At 42.5% G+C, this 20,556-nt stretch carries 17 protein-coding genes and 1 pseudogene; 8 read left to right on the top strand and 10 right to left on the bottom strand.

Translation table 11 applies throughout. The features are described from left to right. From H6G48_RS20555 to queF, 5 genes are all read right to left on the bottom strand, one after another. The coding region (locus H6G48_RS20555; protein WP_190723025.1) for an NACHT and WD repeat domain-containing protein at nt 1-2,183 on the bottom strand (2,183 nt) is incomplete at its 3' end. Nucleotides 2,184-2,248: 65 nt separating this feature from the next. Then, the gene (locus H6G48_RS20550; RefSeq protein ID WP_072923704.1) at nt 2,249-2,644 is read right to left on the bottom strand and encodes a DUF4164 family protein; all 396 of its coding nucleotides are present in this window, start codon (nt 2,642-2,644) and stop codon (nt 2,249-2,251) included. A gap of 26 nt (nt 2,645-2,670) precedes the next feature. Beyond that, nucleotides 2,671-3,093: a hypothetical protein gene (locus tag H6G48_RS20545; RefSeq protein WP_190723024.1), complete on the bottom strand. Its 423-nt coding sequence runs from the start codon at nt 3,091-3,093 to the stop codon at nt 2,671-2,673. Between the two features lie 353 nt (nt 3,094-3,446). Then, entirely contained in the window at nt 3,447-4,478 is a 1,032-nt protein-coding gene (locus H6G48_RS20540; RefSeq protein WP_190723023.1) for a PstS family phosphate ABC transporter substrate-binding protein, read from the bottom strand. 227 nt (nt 4,479-4,705) lie between these two features. Continuing rightward, complete coding sequence (gene queF, locus H6G48_RS20535; RefSeq protein WP_002740916.1) at nt 4,706-5,101, bottom strand: preQ(1) synthase; 396 nt, start codon at nt 5,099-5,101, stop codon at nt 4,706-4,708. Nucleotides 5,102-5,328: 227 nt separating this feature from the next. Here queF and H6G48_RS20530 point away from each other — a divergent pair, with 227 nt between their 5' ends. The 4 genes from H6G48_RS20530 (at nt 5,329) to H6G48_RS20515 (ending at nt 8,349) form a co-directional block, all read left to right on the top strand. Beyond that, nucleotides 5,329-6,510, top strand: a complete 1,182-nt coding sequence (locus H6G48_RS20530) for a M20 family metallopeptidase (protein ID WP_190723022.1) — start codon at nt 5,329-5,331, stop codon at nt 6,508-6,510. 158 nt (nt 6,511-6,668) lie between these two features. After that, a complete protein-coding gene (locus tag H6G48_RS20525; protein WP_190723021.1) occupies nt 6,669-7,133 on the top strand; it encodes an MEKHLA domain-containing protein in 465 nt (154 codons plus the stop codon). A gap of 14 nt (nt 7,134-7,147) precedes the next feature. Then, nucleotides 7,148-7,849, top strand: a complete 702-nt coding sequence (gene pyrF / locus H6G48_RS20520; protein WP_190723020.1) for an orotidine-5'-phosphate decarboxylase — start codon at nt 7,148-7,150, stop codon at nt 7,847-7,849. Further along, nucleotides 7,813-8,349, top strand: a complete 537-nt coding sequence (locus H6G48_RS20515) for a hypothetical protein (protein WP_061431790.1) — start codon at nt 7,813-7,815, stop codon at nt 8,347-8,349. The genes pyrF and H6G48_RS20515 overlap by 37 nt, the downstream gene beginning before the upstream one ends. Here the strand turns inward: H6G48_RS20515 and prmC are convergent. The 3 genes and pseudogenes from prmC to H6G48_RS20500 all read right to left on the bottom strand — a co-directional run bounded on the left by prmC (nt 8,346) and on the right by H6G48_RS20500 (nt 10,850). Next, nucleotides 8,346-9,230, bottom strand: coding sequence for a peptide chain release factor N(5)-glutamine methyltransferase (gene prmC / locus H6G48_RS20510; protein WP_061431789.1), 885 nt, complete (start codon nt 9,228-9,230; stop codon nt 8,346-8,348). The genes H6G48_RS20515 and prmC overlap by 4 nt on opposite strands. A gap of 5 nt (nt 9,231-9,235) precedes the next feature. After that, a pseudogene (locus H6G48_RS20505) lies at nt 9,236-10,028 on the bottom strand (Tic22 family protein). A 387-nt stretch (nt 10,029-10,415) separates the two neighbouring features. Continuing rightward, nucleotides 10,416-10,850 (bottom strand): hypothetical protein, encoded by a 435-nt coding sequence (locus H6G48_RS20500; protein ID WP_045362781.1) that lies wholly within the window; start codon nt 10,848-10,850, stop codon nt 10,416-10,418. 220 nt (nt 10,851-11,070) lie between these two features. Between H6G48_RS20500 and mtnA the strand changes: the two genes are divergently transcribed. Continuing rightward, a complete protein-coding gene (gene mtnA, locus H6G48_RS20495; RefSeq protein ID WP_190723019.1) occupies nt 11,071-12,132 on the top strand; it encodes an S-methyl-5-thioribose-1-phosphate isomerase in 1,062 nt (353 codons plus the stop codon). 1,069 nt (nt 12,133-13,201) lie between these two features. Beyond that, the gene (locus H6G48_RS20490) at nt 13,202-13,915 is read left to right on the top strand and encodes a response regulator (RefSeq protein ID WP_190723018.1); all 714 of its coding nucleotides are present in this window, start codon (nt 13,202-13,204) and stop codon (nt 13,913-13,915) included. Between the two features lie 52 nt (nt 13,916-13,967). Here H6G48_RS20490 and H6G48_RS20485 read toward each other — a convergent pair whose 3' ends face one another. Next, the gene (locus H6G48_RS20485; protein WP_079210290.1) at nt 13,968-14,969 is read right to left on the bottom strand and encodes a phosphoribulokinase; all 1,002 of its coding nucleotides are present in this window, start codon (nt 14,967-14,969) and stop codon (nt 13,968-13,970) included. A gap of 613 nt (nt 14,970-15,582) precedes the next feature. Next, nucleotides 15,583-17,403, bottom strand: coding sequence for an EAL domain-containing protein (locus tag H6G48_RS20480; RefSeq protein WP_190723017.1), 1,821 nt, complete (start codon nt 17,401-17,403; stop codon nt 15,583-15,585). Nucleotides 17,404-18,320: 917 nt separating this feature from the next. On the opposite strand from H6G48_RS20480, the gene H6G48_RS20475 reads away from it, so the two are divergent. Then, on the top strand, nt 18,321-19,847 hold the full coding sequence (locus tag H6G48_RS20475; RefSeq protein WP_190723016.1) for a bifunctional aminoglycoside phosphotransferase/ATP-binding protein: 1,527 nt from the start codon (nt 18,321-18,323) through the stop codon (nt 19,845-19,847). Between the two features lie 43 nt (nt 19,848-19,890). Further along, complete coding sequence (locus tag H6G48_RS20470) at nt 19,891-20,454, top strand: Uma2 family endonuclease (protein WP_061431783.1); 564 nt, start codon at nt 19,891-19,893, stop codon at nt 20,452-20,454. The last annotated feature ends 102 nt before the right edge of the window (nt 20,455-20,556 follow it).

Raw genomic sequence — 20,556 nt, 5'->3', positions numbered from 1 at the left:
TCGGGACTAAAATTAACGCTATTGACCCAGTTATCATGCCCCTTGAGGGTGCGGATTTCTTCGCCTGTTTCTACATTCCAGAGTTTGATGGTGTTCCAACTACCGCTCACCAAAGTCTTGCCATCGGGACTAAAATTAACGCTTCTGACAGCGCTATCATGCCCCTTGAGGGTGCGGATTTCTTCGCCTGTTTCTACATTCCAGAGTTTGATGGTGTTGTCCCAACTACCGCTCACCAAAGTCTTGCCATCGGGACTAAAATTAACGCTATAGACATAGCCATCATGCCCCTTGAGGGTGCGGATTTCTTGGCCTGTTTCTACATTCCAGAGTTTGATAGTGTTGTCATTACTACCGCTCACCAAAGTCTTGCCGTCGGGACTAAAATTAACGCTTGTGACAAAGTCCTTATGCCCTTCTAAGCGATTGCGTTCACTTTTCCGGTTGAGAAGTTCCTGTAAGGCATTTGTCACATTTTTGTTGTATGCCTGCTGCTTTTGTAGAATTTTTCCCGCTTTAATCGCTTCAACGAAAGCCTCCAAGTTTTTATGTTCATTCAATAGAGATAAGGAATATCTACCAAGAGACTCAGCTTGATTATATTCGGCTTCTTTTGTCTTATTCCAAGCCATCAAACCCAAACTACTACTAACCACCACCGCCACTAAAGAACCCGCCGCAATCCTTCGCGCTGTTCTAATTTTTTCATTTTTTTGTCGTTCAGCTTGACTAATACTCGCCTTAATAAACTCAATCGCCAAAGCCTCTAAATTAGGCAGAGAATTATTCTTTTGAAATTCAACAATTTTAGCTAACTTAGAACCTCCCCAAAGCTCACTACTCGCTTTTACTGCATCTTGCTTCTGTAAATCATCCCACTGTTTAGCATCAGCATATAAACGACTTCTGAGAACAATTATCTCCTCTTTTTCTCGAATTAAATTCTGTAACACTTTCCAAGAACGTAATAACGCCTCATGTGCCACCTCAACCGTTGCTTTCCCGTCTTCTCCCTTACTCACCAAAAGACGATTATCTATCAATTGATAGAGAACCTCCCTTTGCATTTCCTCCTGTTCAAAACTCGATTTATCCGCCCTTCTGCTAACCGCTTCTTTCCCTTCTAAACTAATTAACTCTAGAAAAATTTCCTCTGCTGCTTTCCGTTGCTGTTCATTAAATTGACTATAAATTTTATCCGCTTGTTTTTCTAGCGCACCCGTTACCCCACCAATCTCTTGATAAATCTTATTATTTAAAACCCGATTTTGAATATGATCTTTTTCCCACAATAAATCTAACGTATATTGTAACAGAGGTAAAGAGCCAGCCTGTTCATAAAAATCGGCAATAATTTGATTAATTAATCCCTTTTCAAAGATTACCCCATTTCTCGCCGCCGGTTCAGCAATAGCTAATCTTAACTCACTTTCATCCATATCCGTTAACATCTTGCTATACTGATCATGGATTTTTCCTAAACTGGGATAAGGACTTAATTTATCTAAAAAATCCGCCCTCATCGTCATCACAATTTTAACTAAACTATCATTCTTTTCAATTAATTTAATCAAACTTTTAATGAAAATATCTCTTTCCGTCTTCGGTGTACGAGTAAATAACTCCTCAAATTGGTCAATAAAAATAAACCATAAATCAGAATTATTTTTTAATCCTTCAACCACCTTAATTAAAGTATCTTCCTGAACAGATTGTGCTAATTTTGCTTGGTATTGTTTATATCTATTTGCCAAAAGACAACCATAAAAAGACTCAAAGGGATTAACATCAGGAACAAAAGTTAAATTAACCAATTTATTTGCGCCAAAATCATCCTTTAACTTAGGAATTAAACCCGCTTGCACGAGAGAAGATTTACCGCTTCCTGACGCACCTAAAAGCAATAAAACATTCTTTTGCTTTAAATAATCGGTTAACTCAATAATCCAATTATCTCGCCCAAAAAACCTATCCTTATCATCTACCTCAAACTTCCTTAAACCCAAATAAGGTGAACCCGTAATTAAAGGTTGAGACTGAATCTCAACTCCTGACTTTTGGGTGATAATATATTGATTGATTACACCGCCACTAATATCACCTGCAATTCCCTTAAATTCACCATCACCAATAAGACCTTTAACATCACCACCTATTTCTGAATAATAACTTTTATCAGTCATTTTTGCTACCCCAAAATTATTCTTTTCAAGTTAACTTTAAATTGCAGTTTTAGAATTAGCACTCTTTAAGGACTTCCTACTAAACCAAACAATTTAGCCAAACCGCCTAAAATCGTTACAATTAAAGCGACTAAAATCCCTCGACTGACAAACTCTTGATTCTCTAAGCGCTTTTCCACGCCATCAATTTTTCCCTCTAGACGCTTCTCACTACCATCAATTTTTCCCTCTAGACGCTTCTCAATACCATCGATTTTTTCCTCCAGACGCTTCTCGACACCATCAATTTTTTCCTCCAGACGCTTCTCGACACCATCAATTTTTCCCTCCAGACGCTTAATTTCACCTTTAACTTCACTAAGTTCAATCTTAATATCAGTAACATCTTTTTGAAGATTGTCTAACTTTTGATTGATTTGAATTAGAAAATCTTTAAGTTCTACCTCAACAGTAATTGACATAAATTTCCCTCCTAAATAATCCTCAACTAATTAATGTTCTGACTAATATCTCCACCACTAATTTCTCCTGCAATTCCCTTAAAAGTACCATCTACCACCATTCCCTTAATATCACCACCAACATTAATATTACACTTACCTGCGGCAAATTCTTCAGGTTTTAATTGCTTGAGTAATGCTTCTGCTGTCTTAATAACCTCTGCATCTCTATCAATTTTTGCTTCAAGTAACTCTTCTTTGAGCAGTGTTTTTACCCCCTCTGAATCTGGTTTTTTCTCATGTTTATCGACGATATCACTATCATCTGTTTTCCCTTTTTCTGCAAATTTCTTCTTAATCAACGCTTTTAAACCCTCATAAGCATCCTTAACCGCTGTTCCTGCCGTATCCTTAGCAGCAGCAACCGCACCAGCAGCCAACGCAGCGAGAATTAGAGAAATTGGTTCCATTGCCTGAGACTCCAAATTAGATATTGCTGACTCAATTTTAGATCAAAGCAAAGTATCTGACGCGATTATGGCGCAGGTATTGGGCGCAAATGGCTTGCTCGTCGGGGTTGTTGGCTACTACTGCAAGCTGGACGTAGGTGGGATAGTAGCGACAGAAGGTGTAAATCCCACCGTCATCGATGCCCTGCTTGTTCGGTAAAAATCTTTCGCACTGAGGGATGATTGCGACGGGATAGCCGAAAATCTGGACAAAACTGGGAGTAGCAGTCCTCTAGATGCGCCCAATCAAGCGCACACTCAGATGAAAATTGCTCAAATTCACTTTAACCTAGATTTGTAGAAGTTGGATTAAATTATCTCAAGGGAACAAAACCAGCTTTTTCAATTAATTCCTGTCCTTGATCGGTTAATAATAAATCAGCGTAAGCTTCCCCCGCTTGTTCGTCTAATTGACCATTTTGTTTGATAATAACAAAAAGACGACGGGTGATCGGGTATTCTCCCTTTTGAAAAGCTAATTCATTCAGTTGATTACGCTTCTGGGGACATTGGGAAGACGGGATCGAAGGTTCTTGATAGGGGGCAACTAACTTATTTTCGCTTTTACCGAGGGGTAAAGTTTTAATTCCACACTGGGGAACTACTTCCGGTGCAGAAGCATAGTAAATTCCTCCTAAATTTTGGGAAACTTTTCTGAGAGCGGGAGTTGTACTATAAACGTACTGAGTATTATTTCCAAAATCGGCTTTTTCTAAAACCTGATCGATAAAAAATTCCACGGTTCCCCCATCTTCCTTGCGTCGGGAATAGGGAATAATGGCTAAATTAGGCCCGCCCACTTGCCGCCAATTGCGAATTTTTCCTGTATAAATATCTTTTAACTGGGTAATTGTTAGACCGGAAACCGGTAAATCGGGATGAACTGCGATCGCAATTCCATCGATAGCCACGGGAACCTCTTTTAAGGTCAATCCCCGTTGTTGAGCGCGTTGTATTTCCTCATCTTTGAGCGATCGAGATGCTTGGGAAAAAGCCAATTGATTCTCGATTAACATCCGAATACCGCTGCCGGTGCCGGGGGTTCCCGCAGTGGGATCGGTATAGACGAGGCGAAATTTCGGCCAGACTTGCTGGATAATAAAGTCCACTTCCTTGCGAATCGGGGCCCAAGTGGTACTTCCCCCGTAGTTAAATAATCCTTCCGGGACATTTTTAACCGCAGCTAACGTTTCGGAAATTTGATTATTCGAGGAGGAAGAAGAATTAGATCGATCATTGAGATTGGGAAAGGTTTTGTTGAGCAACCACCAAGCAATTCCTCCTAAAAGTGTCGATGTCACCATAACCGTCAACAGCAGCGGAAGAATTTCATTTTTCTGGGACATAAAATCAGGATCACGATTCGGACTACTTTAATGATAATCCCAGCTTTTTTTAATGACACTAACTTTTACAATTCTTTCGGGTTGTGCCAAGGGTTAAGGAGCAACCATAGAGACACGAACAACAGAAAGCAGAGCGCAGAACACCTTCCAACAGCAAAAAACTTGAACAACAAAAACTAGAACAGCAAGGGATGGGGTTGCTCCCATCCCCAAACTAGACAATTATGCTATTCTTTTTTATACATCACCTCCACCACGGTATGTACGTTACCTCTGGGATGAAAATCCCCCTTAACTTTCATCTGCAAGGGTTCGCAAGCGGCCACCAAATCATCTAAAATTTGGTTAATTGCTTCTTCGTGGGAAATATAACGATCGCGATAACTATTAATATAAAGTTTAATCGCCTTTAATTCCATCACCTTTTGATCGGGAACGTAGCTAAGATAAATAGTGGCAAAATCGGGATAACCGGAAAAGGGACACTTACAGGTATATTCCGGCAGAGTGATCTGAATATCGTAATTTCTGCCAGGGCGTGGATTGGGGAAAGTAATTAATGTTCCTTCGGCAATTTCTCTTTCCCCGTACTTAACTTCAATTTTTTCGGAAGACTGAACCATGTTTTTTCCTAACTAGACAATGTTTCCTATCATAGCTGGAATATTCTCTCAAGAGGCGTTACCGAATCAAGAGATGAATAGTAACTCCTGCATCCTATTGACAAATTAGCTTAGTCCAGGGTTGAAAGAATGCCGAGAAGACAATGCAGACTTAAAATCAGCCAAGTCGAATTTTCAGGTAAAAAATGCTCTATGATTAACTCTAAAGATACTGTAAAACTGGTTTCATGCTCTCCGAGATTAAAAACATAGCCGAGAGTCTCGCACCCCGATTAGTGGAGATTCGCCGCCACATTCACGCGAATCCAGAGTTAAGTGGGCAAGAATATCAAACGGCCGCCTATATTGCCGGGGTTTTGTCTTCCTGTGGTCTATCGGTGCAGGAAGCGGTGGGAAAAACGGGAGTTAAGGGAGAATTGGCGGGAAAAGGCAGTGATCGAAGGATTTTAGCCATCCGCGCCGATATGGATGCCCTACCGATCCAAGAAAGAACCGATTTAGACTTTGCTTCCCGCAAACCGGGGATTATGCACGCCTGCGGTCACGATGTTCATGCTACCGTCGGTTTAGGGGTGGCGATGGTGCTTTCCCGTCTCTCGGAACCTTTGGGGGGAAAAATACGCTTTCTCTTTCAACCAGCAGAGGAAATCGCCCAGGGGGCCAATTGGATGATCCGGGAGGGGGTGATGCGGGATGTCAGCGCCGTTTTGGGGCTGCACGTTTTCCCCTCGATTCCGGCCCGATCGATCGGAGTTCGTTACGGGGCCTTAACTGCAGCTGCCGACGATCTGGAGATTTTTATTCAAGGGGAATCCGGCCACGGGGCCCGGCCCCACGAGGCGATCGATGCTATCTGGATCGCTTCGCAAGTAATCACCACTTTACAACAGGCAATTAGTCGGACTCAAAACCCTTTGCGTCCCATTGTCCTCACCATCGGGCAGATTAGCGGTGGTCGCGCCCCCAATGTCATCGCCGATCAGGTACGCATGGCGGGAACCGTGCGATCGCTGCACCCAGAAACCCACGCCCATCTCCCGGAATGGATCGAGAGTTTGGTCACGAATGTCTGTAGCACATATAACGCTAAATGTCAAGTAAATTATCGCCGGGGCGTGCCATCGGTACAAAATGACCAATTTTTAACCCGGTTAGTCGAAGAAGCTGGTTTAGAAGCTTGGGGACAGGATCGGGTTTTAATTCTCTCGGAACCCTCCATGGGGGCCGAGGATTTTTCCCTTTATTTGCAACAGGCCCCGGGGACAATGTTCCGTCTGGGAGTGGGTTCTCCTCACCTCCTCAATCCCCCCCTTCACCATCCGGAATTTTTAGTGGATGAGTCGGCAATTCTCACGGGAGTGATTACTTTAGCCTACGCGGCCTATAAATATTGGCAACGGCCAGATTAAACCGGTTTTTCAAGATAATTTTATGGAAATTTGGCAAGATTTAGAACGTAGGTTGGGTTGAAGCATGAAACCCAACACCCGCATAGTTTACGCTACCGCTAACCCATCCTACAAATAATTGTGCCTCCCTACTTAAACCGGTTTTTCAAGATAATTTTATGGAAATTTGGGAAGATTTAGCTATTATAGCTTGGACGGAATTGCTGCTGGATAATTATGAACGATTAATCGGGCGATCGCTTTTACCCCGGATCGGTACTGGCAAAGAACAGAGTAAAATGCTCTTTTATGCCCCTTTTGTGCTAGTTTCCCACGGTACACAAACTAATCCGATCTTCAATTATGGTAATCGCTGCGCCCTCGATCTCTGGGGTTTAACTTGGCCAGAATTATTAACAACTCCTTCGCGAGCGACGGTAGAGGGGGAGGAAATCGCCAAAGAACGCCAAAAAATGCTAGATTTAGTCAAAAAACAGGGCTATATCAACGATTATCACGGGGTAAGGATCACGAAAAACGGTCAACTATTTCGCATCGAAAAAGCGATCGTTTGGAATATCATCGATCGTGATGGCATTTACTGCGGACAGGCTGCCACTTTTGCCGATTGGATTTTTCTCTGATTTATCACCCCAATATGACCAACTCAGACCGAATTATTGTTCCTCTCGATGTGCCGGATTTAGAATCAGCGATCGCACTGCTTGATCTGTTGCCGGAAGTCAATTTTTGGAAAGTGGGACTAGAATTATTTGTCAGTAGCGGTGCAGAAATTCTAGGGATTCTGCAAGAAAGACAAAAAAAGAGCTTTCTCGATCTAAAATTTCATGATATTCCCAATACAATCGCCGGGGCCTGTCGTTCAGCTAGTCGCTATCAAGTGGATTTACTCACCCTGCACGCTACGGCCGGACGGCAAGCACTGACGGCGGCTAAGGGGGCAATCTCTGACCTGCTATCGCCGCCAAAACTTCTCGCTATCACCGTTTTAACCAGCCTTAACGCCCGCGAATTAGCCCTCGACCTCAAAATTCCCCTAGAACTATCGGAATATGGGTTAAATCTGGCATTATTGGCCAAAGAATCGGGAATTGATGGGGCGGTTTGTTCTCCCCAGGAAGTGGCGCAATTGCGTCGCGTCTGTGGAGAGGATTTTCTCTTAGTTTGCCCCGGAGTTCGTCCCTCCTGGTCAACGAAAGGGGATCAAAGTCGGGTGATGACTCCGGCCCAAGCGCTTAAAGCTGGGGCTGATTATCTAGTAATTGGACGACCGATCACCGGTGCCGAGGAGCCAAAGGTAGCATGGGCAAAAATTTGTCACGAATTAGCCGATATTTAGGGGTATTACTGGTTATTTTCGGGATTAACTTGCCAGCAGTTAGTCGTCCTCTTTCTAGCTGTCCGGAGGATTTAAATCTTTTAGTCGATCGCCTCTTGTCAGATTTACCCAGTTATGCTAATCGAGTTATTACCCGCTCCCAAATCGATCAAGAATTATCTACACCGGTTTTTGTGATTATTGCCGGTCGTCCCGAATTTACACCCCTACCTTTAACTGCCAGTCAATATTCTGGTCAAATTGCCGATGACACTCAACAGGTTTTTTTTACGACTTTAGAGCGTCAGTATAGCAAAAATCGCTTTGTCACTCTCCAGAATTATCACTGGTTATTTTTAACTAAAACTGGGGAAGGATGGCGATTAGTGACGGTTTACAGTCAATTAGCTGCCCTTGAACCCGCTCAAGTCCCCTTACCTCCCCTAGAAACCAGCCAAGGCACCATCGGCCAAGCGGTGCGTCTCTGGCTGCGGGACTGCGAAGCGGCTGCATTGCGCTAAATTCGCTCGGCCAAAACAAAGCGATCGAAACCTGCTAGGTCGTTAATAATCTGAATTTGTCGATAATTGCCCTGATTTTCCAGCATTTGCGCTACTTTTTCCCCTTGACCGGCTCTCATTTCCACTAGCCAAAGGCCTCCCGATCGCAGATAATCGGGAGCAGTGGCCACTAGATAGCGCAGCGCGGTCAATCCGTCTTCACCTCCATCGAGGGCCAAACGGGGTTCATGTTCCCGCACTTCAATTTGTAAGTCAAGGATTTCTGCACTGGGAATATAGGGAGGATTGGACAGCATACCGCTAATCTGTCCTTGCCACTTCTCTAGGGGTGTCCACCAAGAACCCTGTTTTAAGATAATTCTCTCGGCAAAACCGGTATTGATGATATTTTCTTTGGCGATCGCTAAAGCCGTTTGACTGTAATCAATAGCATATATTTCTGCTTTTGTCAAGATACTGGCTAAACCAATAGCGATCGCACCGCTACCGGTTCCCAGATCTACCCAGATTCCCCCGTCTTCTCCTCTGACGGTTTCTCCAACAATATCGATTAATAACTCGGTTTCGGGACGAGGAATTAAGACTTCTGGGGAGACTTTGAGGGTAAAATTACGCCAGACCACCGATTCGAGCAAATACTGTAAGGGAACCCTTGATTGCAGGCGTTTTTGCCAGCGTTTAGTAATTTCCGACCAAGAATAACTCAAAGGGATTTTTTCTCGTTCGCGAAAGGATTGTAAGCGCAGGGAAAGAGTATCTATATCTGTCACTGCTTGCAGAAAGATATCCACTTCTTTCGGAGATAGTTGCGCTTGCTCTAAATCGGCGATCGCCTGTTGGCGCCATTGACTTAATTCTTGACCGGAAATACTAGCAGACACAAGACTTAACGATTGGGGGCGGGGGGATTATTGGTATTATGATTAGGGCTTTGCTGGCGGTTGTTTGGGAGCATTTTGGTTGCTATTTGCCCGAATAAAATCAATCGTTTCTTGGCTAGGATAGAGGAGAATTTTAGTTAAAGCTTCATCGTTGCTTTGTTGTAGGGTGGCGATGACATTTTCTAAGGGAATAACATCAATTTTCACCGTGGTCGCTTCTGCGGGATTAGCTTTTTTATATTGTTCTACCATTTGCAAAGCGGCGGCCTTTTCAAAGAAGAAAGGAATCAAATCCTGATTATTGCGACTGATCACCAGAAAATTACTCTCTTTTCCTGCTTTCGGCACAAACAAAGGTACACCACCTTGATATTGTTGACCTCTTTCACTGAGCAGTTTTTTCGCTGATTCTACTTCCGACTCTTTGGGAACAAAATCGATAATTAAACGATTTTGATCGGTTTGACTGGTTTGCATTTTATAGACCTGTGCCAAAGAAACAGGCTGAACTTTAACTTTACTAGCCACTTCAGGATTCTCTTTTTTCAGTCGTTCAAAAAAGTTTTGTGCGTCCTGCCGACTGATAAAAACCCCCGTGAATTTCTGTTCTTTTTCTCCTACGGCAATTAGGGGAACTCCTTGATCGTCGGCAATAGCGAAGACAGGTACAGACTGCAAGGTTTTGACGATTTGTTCTTCCGGTAAAGCGAGTGCTTTAGAATAGCTGCCCAGCAGCGAAGTCAACATTGTCGTTCCTACTAAACCAAGAGTTGCTGTCCAACGAATGAGAGATTTCATCAAAATAATTACCTCGTTATTACTATTAACCAATATTTGCCATTAATCTGAACTATATCGTCTGCTTAACTCCTCCGATCAGGAGTTTTCCGATGAATAACCAGCCCCAAAAGTTCCCTTTATTGGCTTGCTTCTGAACCATCATAGCTAAAAAGCTCCATATTTGGTGAGATGTGGTCGCAGCGGCGGCCAGGAAATAGGGGCAATTTATGGGCTGATCTGGGGAATAATAGGGATTAATTGGATTTTTTAAGCTATATTTTCAAAAAAATTGCTTTAGCTACGGTTTAAGCTTGCTTTTGCCTTAATAAGCACCAACTTGAGATCAAAAGGCCTCCTCTTGTCTGAATCAGTTAGTCAACTGGCTACCTTTTGATCTTGGCACTACTAATGACTTTCGGAGAGATGGTGCGGATGGGCGATCGCTAACCGCAGCCATTGATAGGAAACTAGATTTAAAATCAGTCCGATGATCAATAAAATTGCCATGAGAGCGATTTGATACCAGGCGATCGGTCTGACCAGAAGATCGGCGATCAGATGGGCTAAATTCAAGACAGAATAGAGAATTGTCAGCCAGAAATGGGTCTTTCTCAAGGAGCGACTTTCGCTAAAATTGACCCCGATAATCGCTAACATTGGCAGCAAAAAAAAGAGCAACATTCCCCAGAAAATCGGATCGAGATTGCTGGTTTGATGACTCTCGACGATCGATTGACCATGGAAGAGCGGCATTAAACCCAGTTGGGTGTGAAATAGGGTTCCCAAGAGGAATGTTGTCCAGAGAGCGGCAATTTTTTCGGGATATTTTGCTGTTTTCACGGTAATTATCCTCTTAATCGGTTAGTATAAAAGGTCGGGCTAGGTGAGAAAGTATTCTTAAATTTTTCCTAGTCACTTATCTATACATTCTAAAAAAAGTTTCTGTATTTAAAATTACTTTTTACAAAAAAACACAAAATAGTTTTTACTGCTGATCAGCCGTGGAGAAAGGCCGCTGCTATAGTGGTAAATTTAGCTAATTCTCAATCTAAAAATGTTTATGACCACAACCGCTTGCGAGAGTAACTCGATCTATCCCGTGCGTTGGCAAGATAACAAAGTTTGGCTGATCGATCAAACCCGTTTACCCATGGAGTATGGGGAAGTTGAAATCACCAGCAGTGAAGCCATGGCCCGGGCGATCGAAACGATGATTGTCCGCGGCGCTCCGGCGATCGGGGTGGCGGCTGCATACGGTATGGTTTTAGGAGCGCAGGAAATTACCACCGACCAGAAAGAGGAATTTCTGGCTGATTTAACTAGAATAGCCGATCGATTAGCCCAAACCCGGCCGACGGCGGTGAATTTATTCTGGGCGATCGAGCGAATGTTAAAAGTGGCCAGGGAAAGTGGCCCAGAAGTGGCAGTAATTACCAAAAATCTCCTTGAAACTGCCCAAAATATCCAAAAAGAAGACGTGGAAACCTGTCGGGCGATCGGTCACCATGGTTTATTGGCGCTGCCGGAGCAACCGGAAAAACTGACAATTTTAACCCACTGTAATACTGGTTCCCTAGCCACGGCCGGTTATGGTACTGCTTTAGGGGTAATTCGTTCCGCTTGGACAGCAGGGAGATTAATACAAGTGTATGCAGACGAAACCCGGCCGCGGCTGCAAGGGGCAAAATTAACCGCCTGGGAATGTCTGCGGGAGGGAATTCCCGTCACCGTGATCACCGATAGCATGGCGGCCCACTGTATGCAGCAAAAACTGATCGATGCGGTGATCGTTGGGGCCGATCGCATTGCGGCCAATGGGGACACGGCCAACAAAATCGGCACCTATTCCCTTGCGGTGCTGGCAAAAGCTCATCATCTGCCTTTTTATGTGGCTGCCCCCCTATCGACGGTGGATTTTTCCCTTAAGGATGGTACGGGGATACCGATCGAACAGCGCGATCGTGCCGAAATTTATCAGGTGGGGACAACTACCCTTTGCCCTAGAGATGTTAACTTTTATAACCCCGCTTTCGATGTTACTCCCGCCGCTTTAATCACCGCTATCATTACGGAAAAAGGAGCGGTAACACCGGCTGAATTAATTTTTTTACAGGACTCCTAGGGGGTGAGCTTTTTCCCCACTGACACCATTTTTATCTGGATTGGCACAGTGGGGAAAAATTCCGCCTCAATCCCATTGGAGGTGACGGCCAAGGAAAAAATGGGTAAGATCACTATTGACAAATAAACCAAAATGGTGTACAACAATACAATCAAGAAAAACCATGATTAAGATTTACTTTTATCTATAGTTAAACACTATTATTTAGTTAATAATCCTAATTAGGGTTGGCTGAATAAATGTGAAATATAGACGGGGTAAGCGTTGTGGTGGCTTTTTTGGCGAAGGCTCTGCAAGCTTTTAAAGCTAGTGGCTCGAAAACCTTGCATCTTGCGGCGATCGCGTCCCTACTTTTTCAGCAAACCCTAATAAGTAGGGAGGCACAATTATTTGTAGGATGGGTTAGCGGTAGCGTAACCCATGCGGACGTTGGGTTTCATGCTTCAACCCAACCTACGTTCATCTTATATTTAATTCCACCCACCCACTTAATTAGTCTTCAAATGTATCCTTTTTTTGACCGAGACCGAAAATGCCTAAGTCCCAATAGACTAAAAAATTAATTGAACCAGAGTTTGGTTCTATTCTATGAAAATCCAAGCAGCTCAAAGATGTATTCTTCTTAAAATTATCTTGGCTCTTCTCGACTTTGTGTAATAATTTTTGCCGATCAAATTCTGAAATGTTTACTGGGAAAGACTTTCAGGGCTATTTTGGTGAATAAATCAACTATCAGTATAGGCCTCGTTTCCACACAGAAACCAGAAAAGCCAAATCCTTGCATAATCGAGATTTGTATGATATTATAAATAAATAATTAAAGCAGAAAATTCTGGGTAATTTGGGTAGATTTGAGTATATTTTAGGGGAGGCTAAGTATATTTGCCATCTCTGCTTTTAGTAAGTATCAATAAAATCAACCGGAAAAAGGGGATTGCCGAATGAAGATAAGAAAGCGGAATTCAGAGAAGGAGGAAGGGAGTGAAGTCAATGTTAAGGAGCGGCTCTAATAATCGAAAAGCCAAAATTATCAAATCATCACTTACTTCGGCGAAACTGGTCAAAAAATATGGATAAAGTCCGGGTTATCGTTGTAGAAGATCACGATTTAACCCGCATGGGCTTAGTGGTGGCTCTCCAGCATCGGGAAGGTATCCAAGTGGTAGGGGAAGCGATCAGTGGATTACAGGGACTGAAACTGCTAGAGGAGACTAAACCCGATGTGGCGATCATCGATATAGGTTTACCCATGATCGATGGGATCGAGTTAGTGCGACGGTTCCAACAAAATCGGGGCGAAGACCCCCTGGCCACGAAAATCCTCATGCTAACCATGCACAAAACCCCAGAACTGGTTTTAGCGGCTTTTAGTGCTGGGGCTGATTCCTACTGTATGAAGGATATTAGCGTCGATAAATTAGTCGAGGCGATTTATTCCACCCAGGAAGGCAATCCCTGGGTGGATCCTGCGATCGCAGATGTGGTTCTGCAACAAGTGCGCCAAAATGTTCCCGTGGGTGCGGCTGCCGAGACCAAAACAGTGATAATTCAAGGCGTTGACCGAGAATATCACCAATTGCTGGAAAATGCCCCCCTAACGGCACGAGAGCTAGAAATTCTCGATCTGATTGTTGCGGGTTTTAGTAACGCCCAGATTGCCAAGCGACTCTATATCACCATCGGCACGGTGAAAACCCATGTCCGCAATATCTTAAATAAACTCTCTGTGGATGATCGGACTCAAGCGGCAGTGCTGGCCCTGCGATCGGGATTAGTGGGTTAAAAAAAACCGGCATCCTACCCAGGTAGGATGCCGGTTCGGTGAAAACTAGAAACTAGACTGACGCTGCCACTTTTGCTTCAGCGGCCATTAGTTTTTCGTAGGTTTCACGCATTTTGAGACCGACTAACACTTGGAATAAACCCGTACCATTGGTAGAGCCGGGATAATCCTTGTGTTTGAGCAGTAATTCGGTCATTTCACCGTAGTATTTAGTGCCGGTTTTGCTCAAATGGCTTTCGATGTAGATCATTTCTTCGAGGTTATCGAATTGACCATCTAGTTCCAGAATCGACACTTCATTCCCCAAGAAGCCATCTGGACCATAGTAGAGTTTAATGCCGGGATAAGCGCAGGTCAATTTACGACCGCAGGGCCGCCAATCGATGGTGGAACCTTCATCAAACAGATAAGCGGGTTCAAAGTTTTCCACCCCTTCTTTCTGGATTAAACGGACCCGTAGTAACTTACTTTCGTGATCTTCAAGTAATTGGGTGGGCAGCACCTGAATCACCACGTCAGCGTACTGTCTCTGGGGATCGATATAGGCACTGAAATCCGGTTTTCTAGAATTAATAGCCGCCATCACATCATCATAGGTGTGACCGCGCTCGGCCATATCCCGTTGAATTTTCCAGTTAACTTTGACTTCATCGCTAATATCGAGATAAACGCTGAAATCTAATAGGGACCGGACTCGTTCATCATATAAGGGGTGCAGTCCCTCGATCACGATTACCTTATTCGGTTCGATGATTTCGGGGGGATCGATCATCCCCGTTTCATGATTATAAATAGGTTTATTAATGGCTTGACCTTCCTTGAGAGCTTTAATCTGCTCGTACATCAGGTCAAAGTTATTCGCTTTCGGATTGAGTGCGGTGACACCCACCTCTTTTCTCTGTTTGCGATCGAGGCAATGGTAGTCATCTAAACAGATCACTGTCATAAACTCGGCCCCGAATAAATCCGTCAAACGACGTAAAAAAGTAGACTTCCCACAACCGGAGTCCCCAGCTACACCGATTAGAACCACGCGCTCTGGCTTATTGGCCATAGTTTCCCTCTAAATACACGACTAATTGTTAACCCATAGTAGTAATTAAACCAGACTCTGGATCCAGCAGCACCCCGCCGCCACAAATTGCTGCTGCTGACAGGTTCGGCAAGAGCCTCACGCTAGAATGAGTAGGTATTTGATACTAGATATTCTGTTCAGATCATACCGGAATCAGTGACCAAAATCAGTTATCAGTAATCAGTTATCAGTAAACAGTGATCAGTGAAAGGACAGCACTGTTAAGTAGTCGTGCAAAATTAATTTCCTAGTGAAGATAGGCAAGAGGCAAGAGGCAAGAGGTGGTTAGATATGTGTAATTAATTTTGCTTAGGTACTTAATGCTATTTAGGGCTTGCTGAATAAATCTAAAAACCTTTTTGGATAAGGCTTTTAGACTTTTTTGACCTCAAAAAGTGCCGACCATTGGAGTGATTGGGGGGAAAATTCAGGTAATTTTTCCCTGAAAATTAGGTAATTGACCACCTGAAAATGGGTAAAACCCCACACCCCACACCCCACACCCCACACCCTGCCCCTAGGAAAAGCTTTTTGCCGCAAACCCTATTTACTCCTCCTTACTAAAAACCCAGAGCTGATAACTGGTAACTGATCACTGATCACTGATTACTGACAGACTGCGGTGGGTGTGGAGAAATTTAGTCATTTCCTCCACTGCTAGAGGGCCACTGATGCGATTGCCTTGCATTCTCTCGCAACCTAATTCTTGCAGGATTTCTAATTGTTGTTGGGTTTCTACTCCCTTGGCGATCACTATTAAGTTAAAACTTTTCGCTATCGCCAGCAATGACGAGATAAAACGGGTATCTTGGGGATTATTACTCAGGTTTTTCGTTAAAGATTGCTCTATTTTCAGTTTTTTCACGGAAAATTGACCGAGATAGGCGATCGACGCGTAACCGCTGCCAAAATCATCAAGGGTGATACTAATACCCAATTCCTGCAAATCCCCAAGAATTCGACCGGTTTCGCGGCTATTTTCTAGTAAACTTGTCTCGGTTATTTCCATCTCCAGAAAGAAAGGCCCGATTTTGCTTTCAGTCAAGACTTCTTTGAGGATGGTGAGCAACTGCGGATCCCGCAATTGGTGCGGGGACAGATTGATCGAGATGGGAGTGTATAATAATCCTCGCTGCTGCCATATTTGTGCTTGTTGACAGGCATTTTTCAGCACCCAACGATTAAGCTCAAGGATTAACTCGCTTTCTTGGATTAAGGGTAAGAAACGATTAGGAGCGATTAATCCGAATTGAGGGTGTAACCAGCGCAATAATACCTCTAACCCTTCCACTTGCCACTGAGTCATATTAACTTGCGGTTGATAGTAAAGAGCTAATTCATTATTTCTGATTGCCTGATAGAGAAAATATTCAACTTTAGAACTACGAGTATTTTTAGGGTGAACATTAACTGACTCTATCTTGGAGTTATTATTGATATTATTCTTGACCGCTACTAAATTTTCCTCCAGTTTCTGTAAAATTATTTTTCTGTCTGTGCCGACGGGGGGACAGATAACTGAACCTAAATTGAATCGCACGGCTAGGGAGTGATTTTCGATTTCGTAATTATTTTCTAGGGTTTCAATAATTCTTTGACTAACTTTTTCCAGATCATTAGCCTTATTAATTTGTGGCAGCAGGATAATAAATTCGTCCCCTCCCCAACGAGCGACTATATCCCCCGATCTCAAATTTTTTCTTAACCGTTCACTGACGATTTTTAATAGCTTATCTCCCAGTCGATAACCTAGTCGATTGTTGACATTTCTTAGCCGCTCTACATCCACTAATAACAGACCGAGCATTTGATTACTTTTCTGGGCATTATTAATAGCATTTGACAGATATTCATTAAAGATAGAACGGTTAGGCAAATTCGTGAGAGGATCTAGGAAAGATTCCTCTTGAGTCCTGTGATCAAAACTAATGGTCTGGGATGGGGAATGATGGAGAATTAGGGTACTTTTTGTGTGGAGGTTATCCCGGCTATAATTTGCTTCATTTTCCGTCAGATCCACTCGTAGCTGTCCTGAACTTTTAACCGGTGCTTGCTCTATTTTTTCTTGACTGGCTATTAAATGAAAACTGGCGTTTATATCACAGCCAAAGTTAATTAAATCACCATCTTTTAATTCATGAACCAAGCATTTAGACCCATTGACATAAATACCATTATGACTTTTATTTCCCTCTAAATCACCATCAAGAATCCAATAGGAAAAATTTTGGCGATCAATACTCTTTTTAATTAAAGTCGCATGATAGCGAGACGCGTATTTGGAGCGAAGAACAATTTGATTATCGGACTTACGGCCGAGAGAATATTTCATGTCTTCTAGGGTAATTGTTCTTCTCCCTTGAGGATCTTCCACAATGAGGAGATAACGGGAATTGGATGAACCATTAATCATTTTTTCGATACCTCGACAAAATATAAGTTAATATGCTCCCTCAAAAAGTCATGGCTTATTCGTCTTTGACTTAATTTATTTTCTCAATCAAGTGTTGGGTGTGATTCGGAACAGTTACTTAACAAGAATTGAGTCACATCTTCTGGTTTCAAGGCCTGAGTCAACCAAAATCCTTGTACTTCTTCAAATTCTGTACTAGGCCGATTATAGTCGATAACATGGCTAAATGCTCGGTTTTTGATGGTAAAGATGGGATAAAGGTTCGCTCTTCAAGCTGTCGAGGGGATATTTATCAATATAACTTAAGAAGGAATAGCCAGCATCAAAATTATCTAAAACTAACTGTACCCCTAATTCCTTGGCTTAAAGCTGACCCCGCTTCTAGGGGGTCTTAACGAGTAATTTAGATAGTCAACAGCTTACCGACAATCAGCAATTATCGAAAAAATCGGGTCTAAAACCTCGCCTTTTAAGGCGAAAAGTTTTGGGAGCGGGGCATAAATCCCCGTTACAAAAACGGCCTCCTGCCTCCTGCCCCCTGCCCCCTGCCCCCTGCCTTCGTTAACAGTCATCCTTAAACTGGTACAAATGTATAAACAAACCCCTGTAAGCATCCCACTTGCTCCCGCTAATGCTTTCCAGCGTTTGGGGGAGACAGTTCCTCCACGGACATCTGATAGCAAATCGGTTTTTAGTGGTACGATTAACTGCCAATCAAACTTGAAAAACCCGCTCCCTTCTCCCCACTTCCCACTTCCCACTCCCCAACGGAGGGTTTGGGGGGTAGAATCCCCCAAGAGTCAAAGATTAAGTGATAAAATCGGAAATAACAGCCAATTCTAGCCGAGAGTTTCCCTTTAAAAATCCCAACCTAGTAAATTTACAAAAATGAGAGGCAACCGACAGGAGTTCTCCCTATGGATAGCAACCGATTAATCGAAGAATTAAAAAATCCCGACTTTTATCCTCATTCTGTCAAAATTCCCGTTGAAATTATCCAAACCCATGCTTCAATTATCTTCTTGACAGGAGATTATGCCTATAAAGTCAAGAAACCAGTTAATTATCATTTTTTAGATTTCTCCACTTTAGAAAAGAGAAAGTATTATCTAGAACAGGAACTAGAGTTAAATCAAAGAGTTGCTGCGAATATCTATCTGGAAGTTTTGTCAATTAATGAGGAACGGGGTAGCATAAGTTTAAATGGAGAAGGGAAAGCGATCGAATACATTTTAAAAATGAATCAGTTTCCCCAAGAATGTTTACTGAGTAAAGTTTTTGAACGGGGAGAACTAACGGAAAAAGCTATAAAATCTTTGGCTGAAAAAGTGGCAGGATTTCATCGACAAGCTGTGACTAATTCCTATATTACTCAATTTGGCAATTTAGAAGTTATTAAACAAGCTTTTGATGAAAACTACCAACAAACCGAGAAATATATTAATTTTGTCCAAACCCAAAAACAATACGATGAAACGAAAGCTTATACAGATAAATTCTTCGCAGAACACGGAGATTGGTTAGAGGAAAGACAAATAAAAGGGATGATTCGCGAATGTCACGGCGACTTACATTTAAATAATATCTGTCAGTGGCAGGGAGAAATACAATTATTTGATCGCATAGAATTTAATGAATCTTTTCGCTTCGTTGATGTCATGTATGATCTTGCTTTTACAGCCATGGATTTAACCGCTAGGGGGAGAGAAGATTTCGCTAATTTATTTGTCAATACTTATTTAGAACAAACCGCCGACTGGGAGGGTTTAAAAGTCTTGCCTCTCTACCTGACTAGACAAGCGTATGTGAGGGCAAAAGTCAATAGTTTTTTGCTTGATGGTGACACTTTTTCTGAGAAAATTAAAGCCAATGCACAGGATTATTATCAATTAGCTTGGCAGTACACACAACCGCAGAAACCGAGATTAATTCTGATGTCGGGATTTTCTGGCTCGGGTAAGAGTACCATAGGAAAAGTAATTGCTAAAAATCTTAATGCTATTCAGATTCGTTCCGATGCAGTTCGCAAACATTTGGCTGGAATTGACTTAAATCAAACAGGAAGTCTAGACATATATAGTCTCGAAATGAGTCAAAAAACCTTCGCTCGACTGGCGGAATTAGCCGAAATTTTAATAGCTTTAGGTTATCCGGTTATTCTCGATGCACGCTACGATAAATATGCTTGGCGAGAACCCTTATTAACCTATGCCCAAAATTTACAGATTCCTTTTCATATTGTCCATTGTCGCGCACCTATAGAAGTTTTAAAACAACGGATTGCCGCTAGAAAAGGCGATATTTCTGACGCTACTATCGAGGTTTTAAATGCCCAAATTGAGAAAACAGAACCTTTTAATGAAAAAGAACAACCCTATCTAATTTCCCTAGATACTACTAATCCCAATTGGCCAGAATTTTTAGAGAGTCAATTAGGTAAATAGGTTGATATGAATCAATGATATAAAGTAGCAAAAAGGAGAAGCGATGGAAACTGTAGTGTTAAATCTAGAGACAGTTAATCTGACCGATGAACAATTTTATCATCTCTGTCAGGCTAATCAAACATGGAATTTAGAACGTAATCAAAAAGGAGAATTATTAATTATGCCTCCCGTGGGTGGAAATAGTGGTAATCGAGAAGCTGATTTAATTGCTGATGTAACGATTTGGAATCGTCAAAGTAATTCCGGTAAAGTCTTTAGTTCTTCGACAATTTTTCGTTTACCAAATGGAGGATATCGTTCTCCTGATGTTGCTTGGATAAAACGGGAGAGATGGGAAGCTTTGAGCGCAGAAGAGCGAGAAAAGTTCCCACCTTTGTGTCCTGATTTTGTGATTGAATTACGTTCTCGTACCGATTCCTTAACCTCTTTACGCGACAAGATGCGCGAATATTTAGCCAGTGGTTTACGTTTGGGTTGGTTGATTAATCCTCAACAGCAGCAGGTGGAAATCTACCGACTAAATAGCGATGGGGAAATTATTAATTTACCTGCTATTTTATCCGGGGAAGATGTCTTACCCGGGTTTGTTTTGAATTTAACTTAGGAAGGATTGAGTACCCAGACAGAATTAATTACACATATTTTTCTCTGAACTGATAACTGATACAGCAGTTCTGGCGTTCCCTAAAACCAGAGACTTTGTACC

This window comes from Microcystis flos-aquae FACHB-1344 (assembly GCF_014698375.1).
GTDB lineage: Bacteria > Cyanobacteriota > Cyanobacteriia > Cyanobacteriales > Microcystaceae > Microcystis > Microcystis aeruginosa.
This window is presented reverse-complemented; position numbering and strand designations above follow the sequence as displayed.